Here is a 21956-nt window from a genome sequence, read left to right as displayed (position 1 = left end):
CGTGGACACGACTCAAACCCCTGCCCGCCCGCGTTCCCTGACTCCGTTGTATCTGCTGCTGGCAGTCAGTCTGGCACCGGTACTGTTTGCGCTGGCGGCCTACTACATGCCTTCGTTGGGGCTGCGGCCTGAGCAAAGCAATGCCTATGGTCAGTTGATTGAGCCACAACGTAGCGTACCGACACCTGCCACCCTACCCTTGCAGACCCTGCAAGGCGAGGCCTTTGATCTGCAGTCCCTGCGGGGCCGCTGGGTACTGGTCAGTGCCGACGAGAGCGCCTGCCCCGAAAGCTGCGTACGCAAGCTGTTTATCCTGCGCAACTCCCATGCCAGCCAGGGTAAGAATGTAGACCGACTCGCCCGCGTCTGGTTTGTGACGGACCAAGGCCAGCCTTCGGAACAAATTCTGGAAGCCTATCTAGGCACTCATATGCTGCGCGCCGATCCGGGCCAGTTGGCCGAGTTTCTAGCCCCTGGAACCGACAGCCGTGCTGCCGAACAAGCTGTCAAAAATGGCATGTGGATCATCGACCCCAATGGCAATTTAATGATGGTTTTCCCCGGTGATGCCGACCCTATCAAAGTTCGCACCGACATACGCAAACTGCTGAACAACTCACGCATCGGATAAGTTTATGGCCGATATCCGCCAACGCTACCGCAAACTGGTCTACCTGACCTGGTTCCTGACCTTGGACCTGATCATGTTCGGCGCTTTTGTCCGTCTGACAGATTCGGGCCTGGGCTGCCCGGACTGGCCCGGTTGCTATGGCAAACTCTCGCCGCTAGGCGCGAGCGCACATATCGAGCAAGCCTATCAAGCCATGCCTTATGGCCCAGTCAGTTGGGGCAAGGCCTGGATTGAAATGATTCACCGCTATGTGGGCGCGGCCTTGGGCATGTTGATTATTGCCATCGTCTGGATGGCCTGGCGGCATCGTCACACCTTGGGCTATTCGGCTCGGCTGGCCCTGTTCACCTTGCTGGCCGTCTGCGTGCAAGGAGCCTTTGGTGCCTGGACCGTCACCCACAAATTGATGCCTATTATCGTCACCACCCACTTGCTGGGCGGCATGAGCGTACTGGCCTTGATGACCTGGCTGGCCGTACGCGAGAACCCTGGCCCGCCGGTCTCTCCTGTCACCCGCCGCTGGCGACCTTGGCTGATTGGCGCCTTCATTCTGCTAACGATTCAGATCGGCCTGGGTGGATGGGTCAGCACCAACTATGCGGCGCTGGCCTGCATGGACTTTCCGCAATGCCACGGCCAATGGATACCCGAGATGGATTTGCATGGCGGGTTTTCGCTGTTTCGCGCGCTGGGCGAGCTGCCTTCTGGCGAGATGATTTCCCAGGCTGCACTGACCGCCATTCACTGGGTTCATAGAAATATGGCCTTTCTGGTGTTTCTGATTTTGGGTTCAGTCGCGTGGAAACTGCGCGCCGATCCCGTACTGCGTCGCCCGGCAACATTAGTCCTTTTGTTGCTGTTGGCACAGCTCATCACGGGGTTAACCACGATCTTTTTCCAGTGGCCTCTTTTGATTGCCGTCCTGCATAATGGGGGAGCTGCCGGTCTCGTTTTATGCTGCGTCACCCTGTTGGTACGGCTTTCCCGCAAGTCGACTGTCCCCCAAGGAATACAGTATGACAAACACCGCTACCCTGGCTCCCGCCTCGCTCCTGCGCCAGTATCTGGTACTGACTAAACCACGAGTCACCCAACTGGCTGTTTTCTGTGCCGTAATCGGCATGTTTCTGGCTGCTCCCGGCCTGCCCGATCCGGGTACGGTGGTCGCAGGCACGCTAGGCATATGGATGCTGGCGGCTGCCGCCTTTGCCATCAATTGCCTGATCGAAAGCCAGATTGATGCCCGCATGCTGCGCACCGCCCGACGCGGTACGGCACGCGGCACCATTACCCCACCCCAAGTGCTGGCCATGTCCGGTTTGCTGGGCGGCATAGGCATGCTGGTGCTGTACTACTGGGTCAATCCGCTGACCATGTGGCTGACCCTGGCCACCTTCATTGGTTACGCGGTGATCTATACCGTGATCCTCAAACCCCTGACCCCACAAAACATCGTGATCGGTGGTTTGTCCGGTGCCATGCCGCCTGCTTTGGGCTGGGCCGCCATCGCCAACGCTGTACCGGCAGAAGCCTGGCTGCTGGTGCTGATTATCTTTATCTGGACGCCCCCGCACTTCTGGGCCTTGGCGCTCTACCGTCAACACGACTACCAGCGCGCCGGCCTGCCCATGCTGCCCGTCACCCATGGCAAAACATTTACGACGCTGCATGTGCTGCTCTACAGCTACATCCTGATGGCCTCCAGCCTGCTGCCCTTTATCATCCGCATGAGCGGCCCTCTGTACCTGGCTACCGCCCTTTTGCTGGGCGCCCGTTTCATTCAATACGCCCATCAACTACACCGCCACTACAGCGATGAACTGTCCCGTAAGCTGTTCCGCTTTTCCATCATTTATCTGGCGGTTCTGTTTGGGGCGCTGCTAGTGGATCACTGGGTGCGCTTGATCTGATCAACACAAGGATGTAATACGTAGACTTTTGAGACATGTTGGAAAAAACACTATTTTTCGACGTATCTCAAAAACATGTCTATCGCTTGTACACATAATTCATATGTGTTTAAAAAATAGAAAAAAATCGACATATCAGGCAGGTCTCAATAGAATTCATAGCGTGATCCACATGTTTCTTTAGGGACCTAAGTATGTTCAATCCACAAGTGCCGTACAACGATCTGCCCCGGCTCCCACCACAAACTGACATTGAAACCAAGGCCATTCTGAAAGCCTGTATCCAGGCACAGGCATCGTTAGCAGAATTAAAAGGCATGGCAAAGCGCATTCCGAACCAGGAAATGCTGATCAATATCATCCCCATGCTGGAAGCACAGGCAAGCTCAGAAATCGAGAACATCGTCACAACGGCAGACCGGCTCTTCCAATACGCGAACGACGCCTCGAACACACAGGCTGATCCGGCAACAAAAGAAGCCCTGCGTTACCGTACAGCGTTACACAAAGGGTATCGCTCCCTCAAAGAAAGACCTCTGACAACAGCCACGGCTGTGGACATATGCCAAACGATCAAGGGTGTGGCCATGGATATCCGCAAGGTGCCAGGAACCGCCTTGATGAATGATGCAACCCAGCAAATTATCTATACCCCACCTCAAGGAGAAGCGACGATACGTGATCTTCTCTCAGACTGGGAGAACTTCATTCATCAACAAAGAGATATCGACCCTCTTGTTCGCATGGCAGTCATGCACTATCAATTTGAAGCTATCCACCCGTTCAGTGACGGTAATGGACGAACGGGCCGGATACTGAACCTGCTGTTCTTGATCTCTGAAAACTTGTTGGAAGTCCCTATCCTCTATTTGAGTCGTTACATCATTCAAAATAAGCAGGAGTACTACCGTTTACTCCTGCAAGTAACAACAGAGCATCAATGGGAACCGTGGGTTTTGTACATGTTGGAAGCTATCCACCGCACATCTGAATGGACCGCTGCAAAAATCAACGCAATCTGCGACCTCATAGACAACACGCGGGAGCGACTTCGCAACGAAGCCCCGAAGATATACAGCCATGAACTGGTTGATCTAATTTTTATGCAGCCGTATTGCCGAATCCCAAACCTAGTGGAGCAAGGAATTGCACAACGGCAAACCGCATCAAAAATACTGAAAGATCTTGTCGCCTTGAAAATCCTGAACGAAGTCACTGTCGGGCGCGAAAAGGTCTTCATCAATCTAGGCTTGATGGCCTTGCTAAAGGGAGACAACGCCCGCTAAAAGCAGGCGTTGTCTCTACTCAACTTTCTTGCGTCTTAGGTGGTAACGGCGGCCCTACAAAATTCTCCGCCTCACTCAAAGCATGCGCCAAGCCAAATAGCGGTGGCAGTGCTTCGTGCTGGCGTTGGCCGGACTCGAACTCCTGCCAGACTTGGTAGGCTCGCTGGCGTTGACGCACGACTGCCTCGATCTTTTCACTGAAGATAGGATCTTTGCCACGCAAGGTGTCGAAGTCGCGCTCGGTCAGCATCAGCAGGCGGCTATAGCCCAGAGAGCGGACTTCGCCCGCATGGTCGCTATGCTCGACGACATTCACCTCGCCAATCGTCTGCCCTGTTCCCAATTCGACCAGACTGCCATCGGGCAAGGTCAGCTCCAGTGCTCCGGAAGCCACAAAGAACATGACGCGCATGCCGCCGTAGCGCAGATGAATCTTCTGGTCCGGCAGAGCCAGACGTGGGCGCAAGCGTCGCGCCAGTTCTTTTTTGGCCTGCTCGGAAATGCCATCGAACATGGGCACCTGGGCAATCAACTCCATGGCACTCATGGTCATGTCCAGAGTGGGACGCTCCTCCAGATAGCGCCAGCGTTGCGTGATCTGTTTGACCAGATCCGCGTACATCTCGCTGGTAATCAGAGAGTGCGACAGCATGGTGCGATAGTGGGCTCGCTCTTGTGCCGCCGCCACTCGTGCCAGATAGGATTCCTGCAACCATTGTGCAAACACAGGGTATTGCAGCGTCAAGGAATGCAAGGCATCTTCCAGTTGCGACAGACGCAATTTATGGGCCTGCACAATCGTACCGGTGGCCTGCTGCCCCAATAAGGGAGCCAGCTCCGTTTGGGCAAACTGTATCAAACGCTGGGCCACTGACCGCTTGGCGATCAGGTTCGAGAAACGCTTGTCCAGTTCCCGGACCAGCCAGCCTTGCCGGCCAAATAGATAATGCAAGCGCAACGCATAACGAAACCCTCGGGAGTAACGCAGGTCTGATGCAATGGCGGCCTCAAAACCAGCCAAACCCGCCTGACGCACCGTATCGTTCATGCGCTCGGCCCGGCTTAACAAGGACTCGGCTGTTTTCCAGTCCACAATCTGCGATTTCAACTGCTCGTAAAACAGCTCCACTTCACGGGCCGATAGAATCGCCATGCCCATTTTCACTTTCTGCGCCTCGGTCAGGCTTTGGATCTGACCCGACGCCACACCGGCCTGACTGACCTCAAAAACGGTACACAGGCGCTCGATAACTTGTGGCTTGATTTGCTCTTGCCGACCCAGTTCCTCGGTCTTGTCGCGCAGCTCTTCCAGGGCCAGACTCACCGCCTGATCGCGCAAATGGCGCTCCAGAGGAGTCAGTTGGTTCAGACCCAAACGACGAATCAAAGGCCGCAGGCTGATCCCGTTCACAAACAAAGTCAGCAACACAAAGCCCGTCGTGGCCACGCCGATGAACTGGCGCACATCATGCGGGATAGCGTGTTGCTCGGTGACGGCCAAGGCCAACGCCAAGGAGACAGCACCACGCAGCCCACCCCACAGAATCACCACCCGATAGGGACGACTGACTCGGGTCCCAAAGCGGGTGCGCCCCAGCAAGGGCAACACGGCAAACACCATGACAGCCCGTGCCAGCAAGGTCACCACAAACAGCAAGGCGACCAGGCCGATCTGCATCCAGGTGATTTCAGCCATCAGGCGCGGAATCAACATGGCAGCAAACAAGAAGATCAAGGAATTGGCCAGAAAGCCCATCTGGGACCAGGAGCTGCTCAAGAGTTCGAAGGTCGCGGGCGACATGCGGGTGCGGCCTGTGGAGCCCACCACCAAACCGGAAATGACCGTGGCAACCACACCCGATACACCCAGATAGTGCTCGGACACAAAAAAGGCCAGATATGCCAAGGCAATGGTCAGCGTCACTTCCGCTGCGGGCCAGCCTCGTAACAGCACAAACAGGCCACTGGCCAGACGCCCCATCAGGAAACCCGCAACACCACCGCCCAAGAAGCTGAACAGGAAACTGCCCAGCACGGTGCTGCCACTTAATTCGCCACCGCCGGTCAACACCGCCAGCAGCACCGAGTACAAGGCAATCGAGGCCGCGTCATTGAACAGGGCCTCGCCCTCGACCAGCGTGGACAGACGTTTAGGCGCACCCACTTCACGGAAGATACCCACCACAGCGACTGGGTCTGTGGTGGCCACAATGGCGCCCAGCATCAAACAGACCACCAGCCCATAGGAAGAGGCCACGTTCAGGGCATAACCCACGGCAAAGGTACAGACCACCACGGCCACAATGGCCATCATCAAGATGGCGCCTATATCATCGAGCAACCTACGCAGGTTCATGGCCAGCGAAGTCTCGAACAGCAAGATAGGCAGGAAGGCGTAGAGGAAGGTCTCGGAGGAGATGTCGAAGGCTTGCAGGGTGCTCAGAAAGTCCGACACCATCTTGGGTGCCCAGGCATGCAGATGCAACAGGATGCCCAACGCAAAGCCGATCAGAGCCAAGAGTACGGAGTACGGCAGTCGCAAGCGTCCCGCCAAAGGCGGCATAAAGGCAACCAGCCCCAACAGGCCTGCCAACCCAAACACAAACTGCCCAATCTGCATCGCGACATCCTTTGTCATCGGCATTGAGTCTACCGGCATGTACCTACGCATTCAGGCGTGGACAGGCCAGATCGACACGGAAAATCCCCCCGCTTTCCGCATAAGGCAGAATAGCGCCTTTTCCCCGCATCACAGCCACCGAACTATCTTTTTCTCGCAAAATTTACGTTTTTTGGCCTCTGGCCCCGCACCCAGAGCCACATCTACACAAAGATACGACAGCGAGCCGGAATCTGCGCCAACGCAAATTCGCCTTTGACATAACTGGTTATACTTTCGCATCATGAATTTTCCGCGTCCCTTTCCTGCTGCGACTCGCTGGCCCCATCGTCTGGGCCTGTGCTTGTTGTTGCTGGCTGTGGTGCTGCGCGGAATCGTGCCTGCGGGCTACATGCCCACGCAAAACGATCAGGGCTATGCCCTGGCCTTCTGTTTGCCTTCAGGACAAAGCCTGCCCCCTGAAATGGTGCAGCACTGGGCAGCCTTGTTGGGCGAGGACACCGCTGACCACTCGGACGAGGCTACTACCAGCGCCACCTGTCCGTTCTGCGTCATGCTGCAAGCCGCGTTGACGCCCGCGCCTGTGGCTGTCGCCACACCCTTGAGCCTGGGCCACTTCCGGCCCTTCCTGCTTCCCCTGCTTGATCCCGCCCTGGCACAGGCCTTTATTCGTGGCCCGCCGGTGGGACAACGAGCCCCACCCTTTCTTCTTCCTGCCTGATTTCCCGCGTTCGGCTCTGCCGCTGCGCCTTTTCTCCTTTGCTGCTATTGCCCAAGCGGATTTGCCGCTGGGCGACGGCTGCTCTTCGGAATTTAGTCATGAAGAAATTAGTAAACCCCGGCCTGATCAGCGCCGGTGTTCTGGCCTGTGTGCCCTCTATTGCCCTGGCCCAATCCACCGTTATCGAACAACTCAGCCCCATTGTGGTGACAGGGGTGGCTCCTGAATCTCCTTTGCAGTTCAGCACCAATCCCAAACTGCCGCGCCTGCCCCTGCCCGCCAGCGACGGCACAGACTACTTGAAAACCATCCCTGGCTTTGCCGCCATCCGTAATGGCGGTAGCAACGGCGACCCGGTGCTGCGTGGCATGTTTGGCTCGCGCCTGAACGTGCTGACCAATGGCAGCTCCATGCCTGGTGCCTGCCCGTCGCGCATGGATGCGCCCACCTCCTACATTTCGCCCCAATCCTTTGATGAGCTGACCATCATCAAAGGCCCACAAAGCGTGCGCTGGGGGCCAGGCGCGTCTGCCGGGACGGTACGTTTCGAGCGCAAAGCGCCTGGCTTTACCGAAAGCGATGCCACGCTGGACGCCAGCATCCTGGGCGGCTCGGCTGGTCGTCACGCAGGCAATGTGGACTTTGCCGCTGGCAATGCCTCTTACTATGCCCGCCTGACCGCCAATCAGGATCGCGCGCAAGACTACAAGGACGGGGATGGCGAGCGTGTGCCTTCACGCTGGAAAAAATGGAATACAGACGTCGCCATTGGCCTGACACCGGATGCCGATACCTTGCTGGAGTTAAGCGCAGGCACGGGTGACGGCTATGCCCGCTATGCCGGTCGTGGCATGGACGGCACCAAATTCAAGCGCGAAACCTTGGGTCTGCGCTTCCAGAAAGACATGCATGAAGGCGTACTGCGCAATGTGCAGGCCCAGTTGTATTACAACTACGCCGATCATGTGATGGATAACTACGAGCTGCGCCCCTTCAAGCCCAGCGGCGGTATGTCCATGCCTATGGCTTCCAATGTGGACCGTCTGACCTGGGGCGGCCGCTTCAGCATGGACTGGGCCTTGAGCGACGACCTGACGCTAACCACCGGCGCGGATGCCATGCGCAGCCGCCATCGCAAACGCAGCGCAATGGGGATGCAGGACTACCGTGATCAGGATTGGGTAAAAGATGCCGAGTTCGACAATATCGGCATCTTCACCGAGGCCCGTTGGGATCTGAATGACGCCAGCCGTTTGATTGGTGGTGCACGTCTGGATTGGGCCAGCGCCCGCGATCTGCGCCCCAGCCTGGGCAGTGGCATGATGAGCAAACCCAACCCCGGAGCCAACGAGCGCCGTCGGGAAACCCTGCCCAGTGCCTTCTTGCGTATCGAGCATGATCTGGATTCCCTGCCTTTGAGCCTGTACGCCGGTATTGGTCATGTGCAGCGCATGCCGGATTATTGGGAACTAATTTCCCCGGCCAGCGGTCCGCAAGGCAGCCCCAGTGCCTTCCTGGGGATTCAACCTGAAAAGACCACGCAGCTGGATTTTGGCGCGCAGTACAAGGATGAAACGGTATCGGCCTGGGCTTCTGCCTATATCGGCCAGATTCAAGACTACATCTTGTTCGACTACCTGCCCGGCGGCATGATGGGCAAGAAAACCCAGGCCCGCAACGTCAAGGCCCGCATCATGGGCGGCGAATTGGGTGCGGACTGGAAAGCAACGCCCAACTGGACCTTGGGCGGCAGCCTGGCCTATGCCTGGGGTCGAAATAGCACTGATGGCCGCGCTCTGCCGCAAATGCCCCCGCTGGATCTGCGTCTGACAGCGGATTATGTGCAAGGTCCTTGGTCCGCAGGCGGTGTCTGGCGCATTGTGGCCAAGCAAAATCGCTATTCGCAGGGACAAGGGAATGTGGTGGGTTACGACTTTGGGCCTACCGGCGGTTTCAGCACCTTGTCGCTGTACGGCGGCTACAAAATCAACCGCAATCTGTCTGTGACAGCCGGTGTGGATAATGTGTTCGACAAGACCTATGGCGAACACCTGAATCTGGCCGGGAACAGTGGGTTTGGTTTTGGGGCAGCAAGCCGCTTTAATGACCCTGGTCGCACCGTCTGGCTACGCGCTGCTTTGACCTTCTGATCGTTTTTGCCTGCTAGGTCAGATGGACTCAGCAGGCAAAAAGGCTGAAAAACCAGGGCAAAAAAAAGGGACACCTAGCTGGTGTCCCGTAAACATCCGCTTCAAAAGGGAGGGGAAGAGGAGAAGCCGAAGCGGATGTGCAAATGCCGAATTGCATAGGTGGCAAAAATCAGCAAATGTATTGTTTAGTCCGCGAAGATCAGCTTAAGTTCTGCCGGTTTCCCTGGAAATTTGTAACTCTTTAAAACGACTTAAACTGCTGCCGCCAAAGCGACACGCAGCTTCTTGAATGCAGCCACTTCGATCTGACGGATACGCTCTGCCGACACGCCGAATTCGGCAGCCAGATCGTGCAAGGTCGCGCCACCATCGTCCTGCAACCAGCGGGCGCGCACAATGCGCTGCGAACGCTCGTCCAGCGTGTCGATCGCTTCTTCCAGGCCGCTGCCTTCCAGCATGTCCTGAGCACGACGTTCCAGCACACGCGAGGGTTCCTCCTGCCCTTCGTCGGACAGGTAAGAAATAGGCGCGAAATGGTCATCGTCGTCATTAGTCGGGGCTTCCAGAGCCATATCGTGACCGGACAGACGCACTTCCATCTCGCTGACGTCCTGTGGACGCACATCGAGTTCACGCGCAATCGCGTCTACCTGAGCCGTATCCAGCGTTTGTCCGTCCGGACGCATGCGGCGCAGATTGAAAAACAGTTTGCGTTGGGCCTTGGTGGTAGCCACTTTCACCATGCGCCAGTTGCGCACGACGTATTCATGAATTTCGGCCTTGATCCAATGCACGGCAAACGACACCAGACGCACACCGCGTTCTGGGTCAAAGCGTTTGACGGCCTTCATCAGGCCCACGTTCCCTTCCTGAATCAGGTCGGCATGCGGCAAGCCGTAACCCAGGTACTGGCGGGCAATGGACACCACCAGACGCAGGTGCGACAAAATCAGTTCGCGCGCAGCATCCAGGTCATCCTGGTCGCGCAGGCGCTGACCCAGCTCGGTTTCGCGTTCGGCGCTGAGCATGGGCAGACGGTTAACAGCAGAAATATACGCTTCGATCGTCCCCAGTGCGCCTGGATTAGACACGGCGGCGACGAGTTCATTACCAGACGCCAGGGCCAAAGCGTTCGCTTGTTGTGTCATGGAAAATCCTTCAAAGGTCAGCCGGCGAGAGCACTCAACAAGGCCCTCAAACCGCCAAAAACGTATTTCAACAATCATTGAGTTTAGCACTCGATGGTCTGGAGTGCTAAAAATTTCGGATACAGGAATAAGAGCGTCGCAGCAAGAAAAAGTTCACTACTTGAGGGGAAACGGCGGTCAATCGGTGGGCAGAACGCCACAAACAGGCAAAAAACCGTGGCTGCCTGAGAGTAACGCCTTAATGCCCACCTGAAAATAACAAAGTACGACCTTGTTTATCCAACGATCACAGTCGCTCGGCGTGGAAATTCAGATGGTCCTGAATGAAGGTCGAGATGAAGTAGTAGCCATGGTCATAGCCGTCGTGACGGCGCAGGGTCAAAGGCTGTTTGGCCTGCTCGCACGCCTGCTCGAATACGTCCGGATACAGTTGTTCGGCCAGAAAACCGTCGCTCAAACCCTGATCCACCAAAATTCCGGCAGGATACGGCGTGCTGGTCTTGGCCATCAAGGCGCTGGCGTCGTGCTGTTCCCAGGCCTGACGATCCTGACCCAAGTAGGCACCAAAGGCTTTTTCACCCCAGGGGCAGCGGGTTGGCGCAGCAATAGGCGCAAAGGCCGACACGGAGCGGTACTTGCCGGGATGGCGCAACGCCAGCGTCAAGGCACCATGACCGCCCATGGAATGACCAAAAATACCCACACGGCTGGCATCACCGGGCAGGATGGTCGTGACCAGCTCAAACAGCTCCTGGGTCACATAGCTTTCCATGCGGTAATGCTTGTTCCAGCCCGGTTCAGTGGCATCCAGATAGAAACCAGCACCCGTGCCCAGATCCCAGCCCTCATCCTCCCCTGCCACGCCGGCGCCACGTGGGCTGGTATCGGGAGTGACCAGCATGATGCCGTGCTCGGCAGCGTAACGCTGGGCACCGGCCTTGATCATGAAGGTTTCCTCTGTGCAAGTCAGCCCTGCCAGGAAAAACAGCACAGGCACACGGCCTTGCCCGATGGCCTCTGCCAGGCTGGCGGCCTCTTTCTGAGCACCAGCCTGTAGTTGTGGCGGCATATACACAGAAAACCGCATGGGCAGACCAATCGTCTGCGAAGCGTGTTGGTAATAACGCTGCCAGCCATCAAAACAGCGGTGTTCGTTGAGCAGTTCCAGTGTCTGAGTCATAGCCCCCTCTTGTTCTCAATTGCAGATCAGGCCCCAAGCCGGTGGCACACCCCCAGGGCGGCAACGGACTCTGGCACCGGGATAAAGGGTGCAGGCAGCAGCCTGCGCCCTCTTCCTGCGACGTCTATCAGTACATCACCACCGAACGGATGGATTTACCGGCATTCATCAGGTCGAAACCTTCATTAATGCGTTCCAGCGGCAAAGTGTGGGTGATCAGATCGTCGATATTGATCTTGCCATCCATGTACCAGTCCACAATTTTCGGTACATCGGTACGACCACGAGCGCCACCAAAGGCAGAGCCCTTCCATTCACGGCCGGTCACCAACTGGAACGGACGAGTGGAGATTTCGGCACCGGCCTCGGCCACCCCAATAATGATGGACTGGCCCCAACCACGGTGGCAGCACTCCAACGCCTGACGCATCACCTTGGTGTTGCCAATACATTCAAAGGAGTAATCCGCGCCGCCGTCCGTCAGTTGAATAATGTGGTCCACCACGTTTTCAACGTCATTGGGGTTCACAAAATCAGTCATGCCGAACTGGCGAGCCATGGCTTCGCGCTCGGGGTTGATGTCCACACCAATGATCTTGCCCGCGCCCACCATCTTGGCGCCCTGGATCACGTTCAGGCCGATACCGCCCAAACCGAACACCACCACGTTGGCACCGGCCTCCACTTTGGCGGTAAACAGCACGGCGCCCAAACCGGTGGTCACGCCGCAGCCGATGTAGCACACCTTGTCGAACGGCGCGTCGTTACGAATCTTGGCCAAGGCAATTTCTGGCACCACGATGTGGTTGGCAAAAGTCGATGTGCCCATGTAGTGGTGCACAGGCTTGCCACCGATGGAGAAACGCGACGTTCCGTCCGGCATCAGGCCCTTGCCCTGAGTAGAGCGAATGGCGGTACACAGGTTGGTCTTGCGCGACAGGCAGGATTTGCACTGGCGGCACTCGGGCGTGTACAGCGGGATCACGTGATCGCCGGGACGCAGGCTGGTCACACCCGCGCCCACATCCAGCACCACGCCTGCGCCTTCATGGCCCAGGATGGCCGGGAACAAACCTTCTGGGTCAGCGCCAGACAGAGTGTAGTAATCAGTATGGCAAATGCCCGTCGCCTTGATCTCGACCAGCACTTCGCCCGCTTTGGGACCTGCCAGATCGACCTCTTCAATCGTTAGCGGTGCGCCCGCTTTCCAGGCAACTGCTGCACGTGTTTTCATGTGGTCCACCCTCCGGGTAAAAGTAATTATGGTTACGGCAAACTCGGTCCTTCGGGACCAAACTCTTAAAGTATAGAGAGTATTTTATAAGGCGCTGCCCGGCTGGCGGCACCTTGTATGGGTAAAGACCCGCACAACGTACAGGATTGCCCTCAATACAAAGACGATTTACCCGTCAGCAGCACGCCCAGGCGCAACATACCATAGGCCAGGTAATCAACCAGCCGGCTGAACACCCCCAGACGCTGATATTGCTCCGGGTAGACTCTGGCAGCATTGTGTTCGATCTCGTACTCCAGCTTGGTCTGCAAATTCTGGGTAAATGGCTGATCCTGAATCAGCACATTGGCCTCACGCGCCAGGAGCAGGCTGAACGGATCCAGATTGGACGAGCCCACCATGGAGTAGTCATCGATGACGGCTACTTTGGCATGCAGATAGCTGGCCTTGTACTCATACAGCTCAATGCCATGATCCAGCAACTGCCCATACATGAATCTACAGGCCCGATATTGCAGGAAATATTCGGCATGGCCTTGCAACAACAAGCGTACTCGCACACCACGTTCGGCGGCTTGCTCAATATGCCGTCGCAAGGTGCGGCCCGGAAAAAAATAGGCATTGGCCAAAATGACCTGCTCTTTCGCCTTGCACAACAACTGCAAATAAGCCTGCTCAATTTGCTGACGATGGCGCACATTATCCCGCAGCAACAAAGTGGCCCGTATGCCTTCAAAGACCTGGCCGGCCTGCTCCGCCTTCTTGCGCTGCTGACGGCGCTTGCGCCATTCGCGCCACAAGGTGAAACGCTGGGTGAAGCTGTCCCAATCCTTGCGTCTGCGCCAGGCCATACGCAGCCATAAAGCCTGCTGCGCCCGCACCATGTCATCGACAATCGGCCCTTCACAGCGCACGGCGAAATCAAAACGCGGCATGCCCTGCCCATTGATCAAGGGCACATCATCAAAGTCATCCAGAATATTAATGCCACCCACAAAACCAATGCGCTCATCGACCACCAGCATTTTCCGGTGCAGTCTGCGCAGGCGTCGCAAGGACAGGCGGGGTTCGCGCCACCCTTGCGGCTTGGGGCGATAAATCCGGTAGCGCGCACGCATGGCCTTTAACTGCTCGGCAATTTGCAAGGCATGCACATCGCTGCCAAAGCCATCAATTACCACGCGTACGCGCACACCGCGCTCACTGGCTCGACGCAAGGCGTCCAAAACACAGTGACCACTATCGTCCAGATTGAAGATATAGGTTTCCAGATGCAGACGCTTTCTGGCCTGATCGATGGCTTCGCAGATAGCCGGAAAAAACTCCTGGCCATTTTGCAGCAAGGTGATTTGATTACCTTCGTGCCAAAGTGGATCGCGCTTCAGACTCGGCATGCTGGCTAGGCCTGTACGTTAGAAAACCACTGAATGCCCCGTTACGGCAGCTCCAGCTCGGTCAGGATAGGGGCATGATCGGACAACTGCTTCCAGGGGTCTCCCACCAGCACGCGGGCATTACGCACTGCAAAACCACGCTGATAGACACGATCCAGCCGTAACCAGGGAAATGCTGCGGGGAAAGTACGAGGTGGGGGTGTCATGCGTGCAGCACCATTGACACCCAGTTGGATGCCTTGGTCCGGCACAACCAGCCCGCTTTTACGCATGGTACGCAGCCATTTGATGGGCTGGCGCAAGCGGAAACGGTTATCGGCCTGACCGCGAGGCGAGAAGGAAAACACTTCGTACAGATTCAATTGCTGCACAAAGATAGGCGCCAGACGGTTATTCCAGTCGTTGAAATCGCCCGCGATCAACAAGGGTTCGTCCGCAGGGACAATGCGCTTGATACGATCGAGCAAGGCCTGAACCTGGCGAACCCGGCCACTGTTGAACAGGCCCAGATGAACCACAATGCAATGCACCGGACGGCCGCCAACATCAACAACCGCATGGAGCAAACCGCGCTGTTCCATACGATGGTCGGAGATGTCCTGGTTTTCGTACTGCAAAATGGGAAAGCGCGACAGCAAGGCGTTGCCGTGATCCGTATGAGGACGAACCACGTTGCACCCATAAGCCGTATTCATGCGCAAGGCAGCGGCCAGCGATTCGTGCTGGGCGTCCAGACTGCCTTGCAGTTGGTTACGCCCCTGCACTTCCTGCAAAAACAACAAGTCGGGAGACAATCCGTAAAGTCCCAGGCGCAGATCCGCCAAAGACTCCCGTTTGCCAGAAGCCGAACGGCCTTTGTGAATGTTGTAGCTGACTACCCGAATCACTGACACGCCGTCCCCCGCTCTGACTTACTTGTTTTCAACAGCCCGCAGACGAATATGCAACTCACGCAGTTGCTGCTCATCCACAGCCGATGGGGCCTGGGTCAGCAGACACTGAGCACGCTGTGTCTTGGGGAAAGCAATCACATCACGAATCGAATCGGCACCGGCCATCAAGGTGACCAGACGATCCAGGCCCAGAGCCAGACCGCCATGTGGAGGCGCACCGTATTGCAGCGCGTCGAGCAGGAAGCCGAACTTCAGTTGTGCTTCTTCAGGACCGATCTTCAAGGCATTGAACACCTTGCTTTGAACGTCGGCACGGTGGATACGGACCGAACCGCCGCCCACTTCCCAACCGTTCAGCACCATGTCGTATGCCTTGGCAAAGGCCTTGCCGGGATCGGTTTCCAACAGGTCTTCATGGCCGTCTTTGGGGCTGGTGAAGGGGTGATGAGCCGCAAAGTAACGGTTTTCGCCCTCGTCGTATTCGAACATGGGGAAGTCCACCACCCACAGAGGCTTCCAGCCTTCCTCAAACAGACCGTTCTCTTTACCAAACTCGCTGTGACCGATCTTGATACGCAGGGCACCGATCGCGTCGTTGACGATCTTGGCCTTGTCCGCACCAAAAAAGATCAGGTCGCCGTTCTGGGCGCCCGTGCGCTCCATCAACTGCTTCAGAACATCAACATGGATGTTCTTGACGATCGGCGACTGCAAGCCTTCAGGAATCGAGGCAACATCGTTGACCTTGATGTAAGCCAGGCCCTTGGCACCGTAGATACCGACGAATTTGGTGTAGGCGTCGATTTCGCTGCGGGGCATGGCGCCACCACCAGGAATGCGCAGGGCAACCACACGGCAGGATGGGTCATTGGCTGGGGCGGAAAAGACCTTGAAGTCCACTTCACGCATCAGATCAGCCACGTCCACGAACTCCAGTTTGACGCGCAGGTCAGGCTTGTCCGAACCGTAGCGCTGCATGGCCTCGGTCCAGCTCATGGTGGGGAACGTAGGCAGTTCCACGTTTTGCACCGTACGGAAAATGTGCGTGACCATGCCTTCAAAGATCTCGCGAATCTGCTCTTCGTTCAGAAAAGAGGTTTCGCAGTCGATCTGGGTAAATTCTGGCTGGCGGTCAGCGCGCAGGTCTTCGTCGCGGAAGCACTTGGTGATCTGGTAGTAGCGGTCAAAGCCCGAGACCATCAGCATTTGCTTGAACAACTGGGGCGACTGAGGCAATGCGAAGAATTCGCCCGCGTTCACACGCGAGGGAACCAGATAGTCGCGAGCGCCCTCAGGGGTGCTCTTGGTCAACATGGGGGTTTCAATATCGATGAAACCCAAGTCGTCCAGATAGCGACGGGACTGCATGGCCACTTTGTAGCGCAGCATCAGGTTGTTCTGCATTTGCGGACGACGCAAATCCAGCACGCGATGCGTCAGACGCGTAGTTTCGGACAAATTGTCATCATCCAACTGGAACGCCGGGGTGACCGAGGCATTCAGGATTTCGATCTCATCACACACGATTTCGATCTCGCCCGAACGCAGATCCGGGTTGACGGTGCCTTCAGGACGGGCCTGAACGCGGCCGGTAATGCGCAGGCAGTACTCATTACGGATACGTTCGGCCACTTCAAAGGCCTGCACGTTGTCAGGATTGACGACAACCTGCGCCAGACCCTCACGGTCGCGCAGATCAATGAAAATCACACCCCCGTGGTCGCGGCGACGATGTACCCAGCCAAACAAATTGACCGTCTGGCCCAGGTATTCTTTGGAAACCTCGCCGGTATAACACGTACGCATCTAGGATGACTCCGAAATAGTAAAAACTGCAAATTGGAAAATTCAGGTTCCAGCCAAGGGAGGTGTCCCTTCAGACTGGTCAGAAACTGGGGGTAAGGCGATCGACTCGGCAGGGCCGACCACACCCATGGATACGATGTATTTAAGCGCCGCATCCACTGTCATGTCGAGCTTGTGTACATCGGCCCGAGGCATCATCAGGAAAAAACCGGAAGTTGGGTTGGGTGTTGTGGGCACGTAGACGCTGACAAAGTCGTCTCCCAATATCTGCGCCACTTGTCCGCCCGGTACTCCGGTCAAAAAAGCAATGGTCCAGGAGCCAGCCCTGGGATACTGCACCAGAACGGCTTCGCGAAACGCCTGACCATCGGGTGCCAACACCGTATCACTGACTTGCTTGACCGAATTATAAATGGAACGCACCAAAGGAATACGCCCAAGTAGCAATTCCCAACGATCCACCACTGCACGGCCCAGGTAATTGGCCGCCAGTAAACCCGTACCAAACAAGACCGCCAGCACCAGCACAATTCTAAAGCCGGGAATTCGCAGGCCGAACAGGGCCTGCGAAGACAGAAACTCCGGTACCACGCTCTCCAGCGTTTCGATCAGCAAAGTCATCACCCAGACGGTGATGACCAAGGGCACCCAAATGAGCAGGCCAGTGACGAAATAACGCTTGAAGGGGCGCATAAGAAGTGGTGTTAGCTGGACGATGAGGACGTGGGTGTCGCCGCAGGCGCAGGCGTGGACGTAGCGCCACTGTCTGCGGACTTGCTGCCACCCTGGTTACGAAAATCCGTTACATACCAGCCCGTACCCTTGAGCTGGAATCCTGCCGCCGTTACCTGTTTGGTAAAGGTAGGCTGATTACATTCTGGACAAACCTCTAAAACGGGGTCCGACATTTTTTGCAGCACATCTTTTTCGTATTGGCACGAGCTGCATTTATACGCATAGATAGGCACGACTCATCCTAACAAAAAGCCGAAACAAACTTCGAGAGATAAATAAGTAGGGTCGATACCAGCAAATTTCAAGCTGGGGACCCGCTCAAAAAGAACCCGAAAAGAGTTCACAGGGGCACTTCTGACGTGATTTTAGCCCTTTTTGGGGTGCAATCGCACTGAACTTCACCCCACCAGACAGGCCGCCTGCGGCGGCCATCCGATTTAGATCAAAAATAGGCAGGCAGCAATCAAGGTCGGTGCTGCGGCGCTAAGCAGCAGGCGCAGGGGTGAGATGGCCCCGTCCGGGAAGCTGCCTTTCAAAATGGAAAAGCCAGCGGGGTTCGGTGCATTGGCAATCACGGTCAAGCCACCGCCGGTTACAGCACCTGCCACCAGCATGTATCGCCAAATGTCCGACGTACCTTCAACCAAAGAGCCCAGATAGGTCAAGGCAGCATTATCGGTCACAGCGGTCAAGGCCGTTGCACCCCAGAACAGCACCGTCGGCGACAGGCCGCCCAGCAAATCCTGCAACCACCATTTTTGCAAACCACCCAGCACCACCAGACCGGCCAGAAAGAAACCAACCATCAGACCTTCGCGCACCAGCAAGGGGTTCTGGTAATGCTTGTACGAATGGGCATAACCAATGAACAGCATCAGCAACGCCATGAACACAATGGGGTGATGCGCACCGAGCACAACCGCTATCAGGAAAGCCACGTGAACCGCCATGACACCAATCGGTACCGGGCGTTGGGTTTGGCTGGGCTCGGGCATGCCCTGCCCCATTTCCAGCAAAGCTTTACGGCAAATCAGTGTGACCAAAGTGGCATTGATCAAGACGGCCAAAATAGCGCGCCAACCAAAATGCGTTGCCATAAAGGCGCTGTCCCAGCCAAACGTGCTGGCAACCATCAGGACAGGCGGTGCCGCATACGCGGTCAAGACGCCGCCAATGGACACGTTCACAAACAGCACACCCACGGTCAAATACTTGAAACCGGCATGGCCTTGATGGCGGAAATACGCCTTATGCAGCAGCAAAGCCGCCAAGGTCATGGCAGCGGGCTCGGTAATCAGGGAACCCACCAACGGCACCACGGAAATGGTGATGAAGTAGGTGGAAATCTGGTTCGACACGGGTACCGCTCGTGCCAGCACCGACACGATCTTGTTCACCAGCTCCAGAATCGGGCGGCTGGCGGCAACCACCATAATCGCAAACACGAACATGGGCTCGGTAAAGTTGCGGCTCTCCAAATACTCGATGGCCGACTGCAAGTCCACAAAAACGGCCATATAAGCCACCAGCACACAGGCCCAGACGCCAAACACGGCTTCGACCTCGGACAACATGTGCCATAGCCCTGCATGGCTGCCGCCTTTATTGGCCAAGCGTGCAAACACCGGAACCGAGAAGGTGTGGACGATGGCAATGGCAAACAGCGCCGTTGCAACATACTCAAGAGGAGAAGCCATTCTTCGAACCTTTAAAGCTTTATGTAAATTGCTGCGTATCAAACCAAACTGATTGTGCCCGCCAACGCGGCCACCACCAGCAAAACACCAACCCAGATGTTGGCACGGAAAAGGCGCAGGCCTCGTTCGGGATAGCGCACGTCAAAATGTTTCATCTGCCACAGCAGATGGGCACCAATAACCGCCATCACGGCGTAATACAAAATCCGCTCGTCCAACAGCAAACCACCTACCAGCCAGCACAACATGGCGGCTACATAAAAACCGCTGATCCAGGTCTTGCCGGCCTCACGAAAACGCAAGGCGGTCGAGTGCAGACCCAGCTTGGTATCGTCAGCCACGTCGATATAGGCATAGATGGAGTCATAGCCTACCTGCCACAAAATCGCGCCCACCCACATCAGGATGGCACCCAAAGGCACTATGTTCTGCGTGTCGGACCAGGCCATCAGCATGCCCCAGTTAAAACAGATCCCCAGAACCACTTGCGGCCAATAGGTAAAGCGCTTGCACAGTGGGTAGATCATCACAATGGGAAACAGGGCCAGCGCCAGCCAGCGGCTGTACTCATTGATGGCAAAAAGCAGCAAGGCACACACAGCCATCTGCGCCAGCACGAAGATCACGGCCTTGCGCATGGTGAGCTGCCCGCTGGTCAAAGGCCGGAAACGGGTGCGTTCAACCTGGTGGTCAAAGTTGCGGTCCGCCATATCGTTAAAGCAGCAGCCAATGCCACGCATCAACAAGGCACCCAGGGAAAAGATCACCACACGCCACAAGGTAGGAAGACCGTCCGCCGCCTGCACCAGAGCGGCCAGGGCGGGCAAGAGGGTCAACCAAGTGCCCACAGGCCGGTCCAGCCGGCACAAACGCGCATAAGGCCCCCAGGAGGCGGGTAAATAGCGGGCCACCCAGTCATTGGTGGGGCGCATATCGGACAGATCTGGGCGCGGAGAAGACTCCGAAGCGGATGGAGATGTCATAGAGGTAAAACCTAAATCCAGGCCTTGAGCCATAGACTAGAAACAGGCATACCCTCTGGCTGAGGGTATGCGGTGGATTCCAGGAACCTGCTCATGCTCCAGGAGCAAAGAGAGCAAAATGGACGACCCTTGAAAACCACAACGCTGGCCCAGCCAGCGCGTGAAAAGACGCAGACCATCAGTCTGCGTCCATTGCCTGCCAAACACCCATCAGGCTTCTTTAATGAGTTTACCCAAGATGGCGATGCCTTCGCGAATTTTTTCCTCGGGCACAGTCGCAAAGCTCAGGCGCAAGGTGTTGCGTTTGACGTCCTTGCCCGCGTAGAAGGGCTCGCCAGGCACAAAAGCCACCAGATTTTCAATCGCTTTTTGCAACAGGGCCGTGGCATCCACGTGCTCGGGCAAGGTCACCCAAATGAACATGCCACCTTCAGGACGAGTCCATTGGGCCGTGTCCGGGAAGTTCTTGTCCATCGCATCGAGCATGATGGCGCACTGTTTCTGGTAAATATCGCGCACTTTGGGCAGGTGCTGTTCCAGGAACCCGTTATGTACGGCTTCGTAAACCGCCATCTGCGTCAACGTGGAGGTATGCAAGTCCGTGGCCTGTTTGATCTGCACCAGCTTGTCGATGATTTTGGCAGGAGCCACGATGTAACCCAGGCGTAGGCCGGGAGCCAGAACTTTAGAGAAGGTGCCCAGACGAATCACAGTGGCACCTGCCTTGCGGCCCAAAGACAGCAAGCTGGGCAGGCGTTCGCCAGCGTAACGCAGTTCGCCGTAGGGATCGTCCTCGACGATTGGGATATGTGCGGCAGCACATCGTTCCACCAGATCCTGACGACGCTCCAAGGGCAAACGCAGGCCGGTCGGGTTCTGGAAGTTAGGCAGTGCGTACAGCAGACGGGCACCCATAGCTTCAGGAGCCGACACGTACTCGGGAATCATGCCCTGACCATCGGTAGGAATCGCCACAAAAGAAGGGTCGTACACCGACAGAGCCTGCAAGGCACCCAGGTAAGTAGGCGATTCCACCAACACCTTGCTGCCCTCGTCGATGAACAACTTGCCCAGCATATCCAGTGCTTGCTGCGAACCGTTCACCAGCAGGATTTCGTCGGCGTGTACAGGGGAGCCTTCGGCGCTCATTTGTTCTGCCAACCACTGGCGCAGGGGCAGATAGCCTTCCGTGGTGGCGTATTGCAAGGCCACACGACCCTGCTCGCTCAGTACCTTGTTGCACGCGCTTTGCATTTCCTCGACAGGAAAGCCAACTGGAGTGGGCAGACCGCCCGCAAAGGAAATAATCTCGGGACGCGCAGTGACCTTGAGAATTTCACGAATTGCGGAGCCACTCAGTTTCTGGGCACGTTGGGAAAAGGTAAAAGACTGCGAGAGGGTATCCATGATTCGGAAAAGTCCTGAAGAAGAACGATTAAATACTTCATATGCAAACTTTCTAGCTTGCAACAATGAACGCAGGATGCCGGACAAACCAGGCATCCTGCACCTTTGAATGAGTTATGACGCGGGTTTATTAGCGTATACCTTGCCACCAAGCGGCTTGC

18 protein-coding genes are annotated in these 21956 nt (G+C 56.5%); 6 read left to right on the top strand and 12 right to left on the bottom strand.

Going from position 1 to position 21956, the window contains the following annotated elements; translation table 11 throughout:
• Position 1 precedes the first annotated feature (1 nt).
• From CA948_RS14410 to fic, 4 genes are all read left to right on the top strand, one after another.
• Positions 2-631 (top strand): SCO family protein, encoded by a 630-nt coding sequence (locus CA948_RS14410; RefSeq protein WP_094198063.1) that lies wholly within the window; start codon positions 2-4, stop codon positions 629-631.
• A gap of 4 nt (positions 632-635) precedes the next feature.
• Positions 636-1709: a COX15/CtaA family protein gene (locus tag CA948_RS14405; RefSeq protein ID WP_108728369.1), complete on the top strand. Its 1074-nt coding sequence runs from the start codon at positions 636-638 to the stop codon at positions 1707-1709.
• Positions 1648-2541 carry a heme o synthase gene (cyoE, locus tag CA948_RS14400; protein ID WP_094198065.1) on the top strand — a complete coding sequence of 298 codons (894 nt, stop codon included), beginning with the start codon at positions 1648-1650 and terminating at the stop codon, positions 2539-2541. Before CA948_RS14405 ends, cyoE begins: the two co-directional genes overlap by 62 nt.
• 194 nt (positions 2542-2735) lie before the next feature.
• Positions 2736-3827, top strand: a complete 1092-nt coding sequence (fic, locus tag CA948_RS14395; protein WP_108728368.1) for a protein adenylyltransferase Fic — start codon at positions 2736-2738, stop codon at positions 3825-3827.
• Between the two features lie 19 nt (positions 3828-3846).
• Here the strand turns inward: fic and CA948_RS14390 are convergent, their stop codons facing one another.
• Complete coding sequence (locus CA948_RS14390; RefSeq protein ID WP_108728367.1) at positions 3847-6447, bottom strand: cation:proton antiporter; 2601 nt, start codon at positions 6445-6447, stop codon at positions 3847-3849.
• 283 nt (positions 6448-6730) lie between these two features.
• On the opposite strand from CA948_RS14390, the gene CA948_RS14385 reads away from it, so the two are divergent.
• Positions 6731-7168: a DUF2946 family protein gene (locus CA948_RS14385; protein ID WP_094198067.1), complete on the top strand. Its 438-nt coding sequence runs from the start codon at positions 6731-6733 to the stop codon at positions 7166-7168.
• Between the two features lie 98 nt (positions 7169-7266).
• Positions 7267-9318 (top strand): TonB-dependent copper receptor, encoded by a 2052-nt coding sequence (locus CA948_RS14380; RefSeq protein ID WP_108728366.1) that lies wholly within the window; start codon positions 7267-7269, stop codon positions 9316-9318.
• Between the two features lie 251 nt (positions 9319-9569).
• Here CA948_RS14380 and rpoH read toward each other — a convergent pair whose 3' ends face one another.
• The 11 genes from rpoH to CA948_RS14325 form a co-directional block, all read right to left on the bottom strand.
• Positions 9570-10466 carry an RNA polymerase sigma factor RpoH gene (gene rpoH / locus CA948_RS14375; RefSeq protein ID WP_094198069.1) on the bottom strand — a complete coding sequence of 299 codons (897 nt, stop codon included), beginning with the start codon at positions 10464-10466 and terminating at the stop codon, positions 9570-9572.
• A gap of 286 nt (positions 10467-10752) precedes the next feature.
• On the bottom strand, positions 10753-11646 hold the full coding sequence (gene fghA, locus CA948_RS14370; protein ID WP_108728365.1) for an S-formylglutathione hydrolase: 894 nt from the start codon (positions 11644-11646) through the stop codon (positions 10753-10755).
• A gap of 127 nt (positions 11647-11773) precedes the next feature.
• Positions 11774-12880: an S-(hydroxymethyl)glutathione dehydrogenase/class III alcohol dehydrogenase gene (locus tag CA948_RS14365; RefSeq protein WP_094198071.1), complete on the bottom strand. Its 1107-nt coding sequence runs from the start codon at positions 12878-12880 to the stop codon at positions 11774-11776.
• 152 nt (positions 12881-13032) lie between these two features.
• Entirely contained in the window at positions 13033-14274 is a 1242-nt protein-coding gene (gene clsB / locus CA948_RS14360) for a cardiolipin synthase ClsB (protein ID WP_094198072.1), read from the bottom strand.
• A 41-nt stretch (positions 14275-14315) separates the two neighbouring features.
• Entirely contained in the window at positions 14316-15167 is an 852-nt protein-coding gene (locus CA948_RS14355) for an endonuclease/exonuclease/phosphatase family protein (RefSeq protein WP_094198073.1), read from the bottom strand.
• An 18-nt stretch (positions 15168-15185) separates the two neighbouring features.
• Positions 15186-16973 (bottom strand): aspartate--tRNA ligase, encoded by a 1788-nt coding sequence (gene aspS / locus CA948_RS14350; protein ID WP_094198074.1) that lies wholly within the window; start codon positions 16971-16973, stop codon positions 15186-15188.
• 42 nt (positions 16974-17015) lie between these two features.
• Positions 17016-17666 carry a DUF502 domain-containing protein gene (locus CA948_RS14345; protein ID WP_094198075.1) on the bottom strand — a complete coding sequence of 217 codons (651 nt, stop codon included), beginning with the start codon at positions 17664-17666 and terminating at the stop codon, positions 17016-17018.
• Positions 17667-17677: 11 nt separating this feature from the next.
• Positions 17678-17881, bottom strand: a complete 204-nt coding sequence (locus tag CA948_RS14340; protein ID WP_420866716.1) for an FmdB family zinc ribbon protein — start codon at positions 17879-17881, stop codon at positions 17678-17680.
• 264 nt (positions 17882-18145) lie between these two features.
• The gene (locus CA948_RS14335; RefSeq protein WP_094198077.1) at positions 18146-19405 is read right to left on the bottom strand and encodes a putative Na+/H+ antiporter; all 1260 of its coding nucleotides are present in this window, start codon (positions 19403-19405) and stop codon (positions 18146-18148) included.
• Positions 19406-19443: 38 nt separating this feature from the next.
• On the bottom strand, positions 19444-20388 hold the full coding sequence (gene ubiA / locus CA948_RS14330; RefSeq protein WP_108728776.1) for a 4-hydroxybenzoate octaprenyltransferase: 945 nt from the start codon (positions 20386-20388) through the stop codon (positions 19444-19446).
• Positions 20389-20598: 210 nt separating this feature from the next.
• The gene (locus CA948_RS14325; protein WP_108728364.1) at positions 20599-21795 is read right to left on the bottom strand and encodes an aminotransferase-like domain-containing protein; all 1197 of its coding nucleotides are present in this window, start codon (positions 21793-21795) and stop codon (positions 20599-20601) included.
• Between the last annotated feature and the right edge of the window lie 161 nt (positions 21796-21956).

The organism is Alcaligenes aquatilis (assembly GCF_003076515.1).
Classification (GTDB): Bacteria; Pseudomonadota; Gammaproteobacteria; order Burkholderiales; family Burkholderiaceae_B; genus Alcaligenes; species Alcaligenes aquatilis.
The sequence above is the reverse complement of the archived record's forward strand: the minus strand, read 5'-3'. Positions and strand labels throughout refer to the sequence as shown.

What these genes read in the sequence shown, in the direction of transcription:
- CA948_RS14325 (WP_108728364.1), bottom strand. Translation starts at nt 21,795, where the DNA reads ATGGATACCCTCTCGCAGTCTTTTACCTTTTCCCAACGTGCCCAGAAA.
- fic (WP_108728368.1), top strand. Translation starts at nt 2,736, where the DNA reads ATGTTCAATCCACAAGTGCCGTACAACGATCTGCCCCGGCTCCCACCA.
- CA948_RS14380 (WP_108728366.1), top strand. Translation starts at nt 7,267, where the DNA reads ATGAAGAAATTAGTAAACCCCGGCCTGATCAGCGCCGGTGTTCTGGCC.
- fghA (WP_108728365.1), bottom strand. Translation starts at nt 11,646, where the DNA reads ATGACTCAGACACTGGAACTGCTCAACGAACACCGCTGTTTTGATGGC.
- CA948_RS14340 (WP_420866716.1), bottom strand. Translation starts at nt 17,881, where the DNA reads ATGTCGGACCCCGTTTTAGAGGTTTGTCCAGAATGTAATCAGCCTACC.
- ubiA (WP_108728776.1), bottom strand. Translation starts at nt 20,388, where the DNA reads ATGACATCTCCATCCGCTTCGGAGTCTTCTCCGCGCCCAGATCTGTCC.
- rpoH (WP_094198069.1), bottom strand. Translation starts at nt 10,466, where the DNA reads ATGACACAACAAGCGAACGCTTTGGCCCTGGCGTCTGGTAATGAACTC.
- CA948_RS14345 (WP_094198075.1), bottom strand. Translation starts at nt 17,666, where the DNA reads ATGCGCCCCTTCAAGCGTTATTTCGTCACTGGCCTGCTCATTTGGGTG.
- CA948_RS14405 (WP_108728369.1), top strand. Translation starts at nt 636, where the DNA reads ATGGCCGATATCCGCCAACGCTACCGCAAACTGGTCTACCTGACCTGG.
- clsB (WP_094198072.1), bottom strand. Translation starts at nt 14,274, where the DNA reads ATGCCGAGTCTGAAGCGCGATCCACTTTGGCACGAAGGTAATCAAATC.
- CA948_RS14390 (WP_108728367.1), bottom strand. Translation starts at nt 6,447, where the DNA reads ATGCAGATTGGGCAGTTTGTGTTTGGGTTGGCAGGCCTGTTGGGGCTG.
- CA948_RS14365 (WP_094198071.1), bottom strand. Translation starts at nt 12,880, where the DNA reads ATGAAAACACGTGCAGCAGTTGCCTGGAAAGCGGGCGCACCGCTAACG.
- cyoE (WP_094198065.1), top strand. Translation starts at nt 1,648, where the DNA reads ATGACAAACACCGCTACCCTGGCTCCCGCCTCGCTCCTGCGCCAGTAT.
- CA948_RS14335 (WP_094198077.1), bottom strand. Translation starts at nt 19,405, where the DNA reads ATGGCTTCTCCTCTTGAGTATGTTGCAACGGCGCTGTTTGCCATTGCC.
- aspS (WP_094198074.1), bottom strand. Translation starts at nt 16,973, where the DNA reads ATGCGTACGTGTTATACCGGCGAGGTTTCCAAAGAATACCTGGGCCAG.
- CA948_RS14385 (WP_094198067.1), top strand. Translation starts at nt 6,731, where the DNA reads ATGAATTTTCCGCGTCCCTTTCCTGCTGCGACTCGCTGGCCCCATCGT.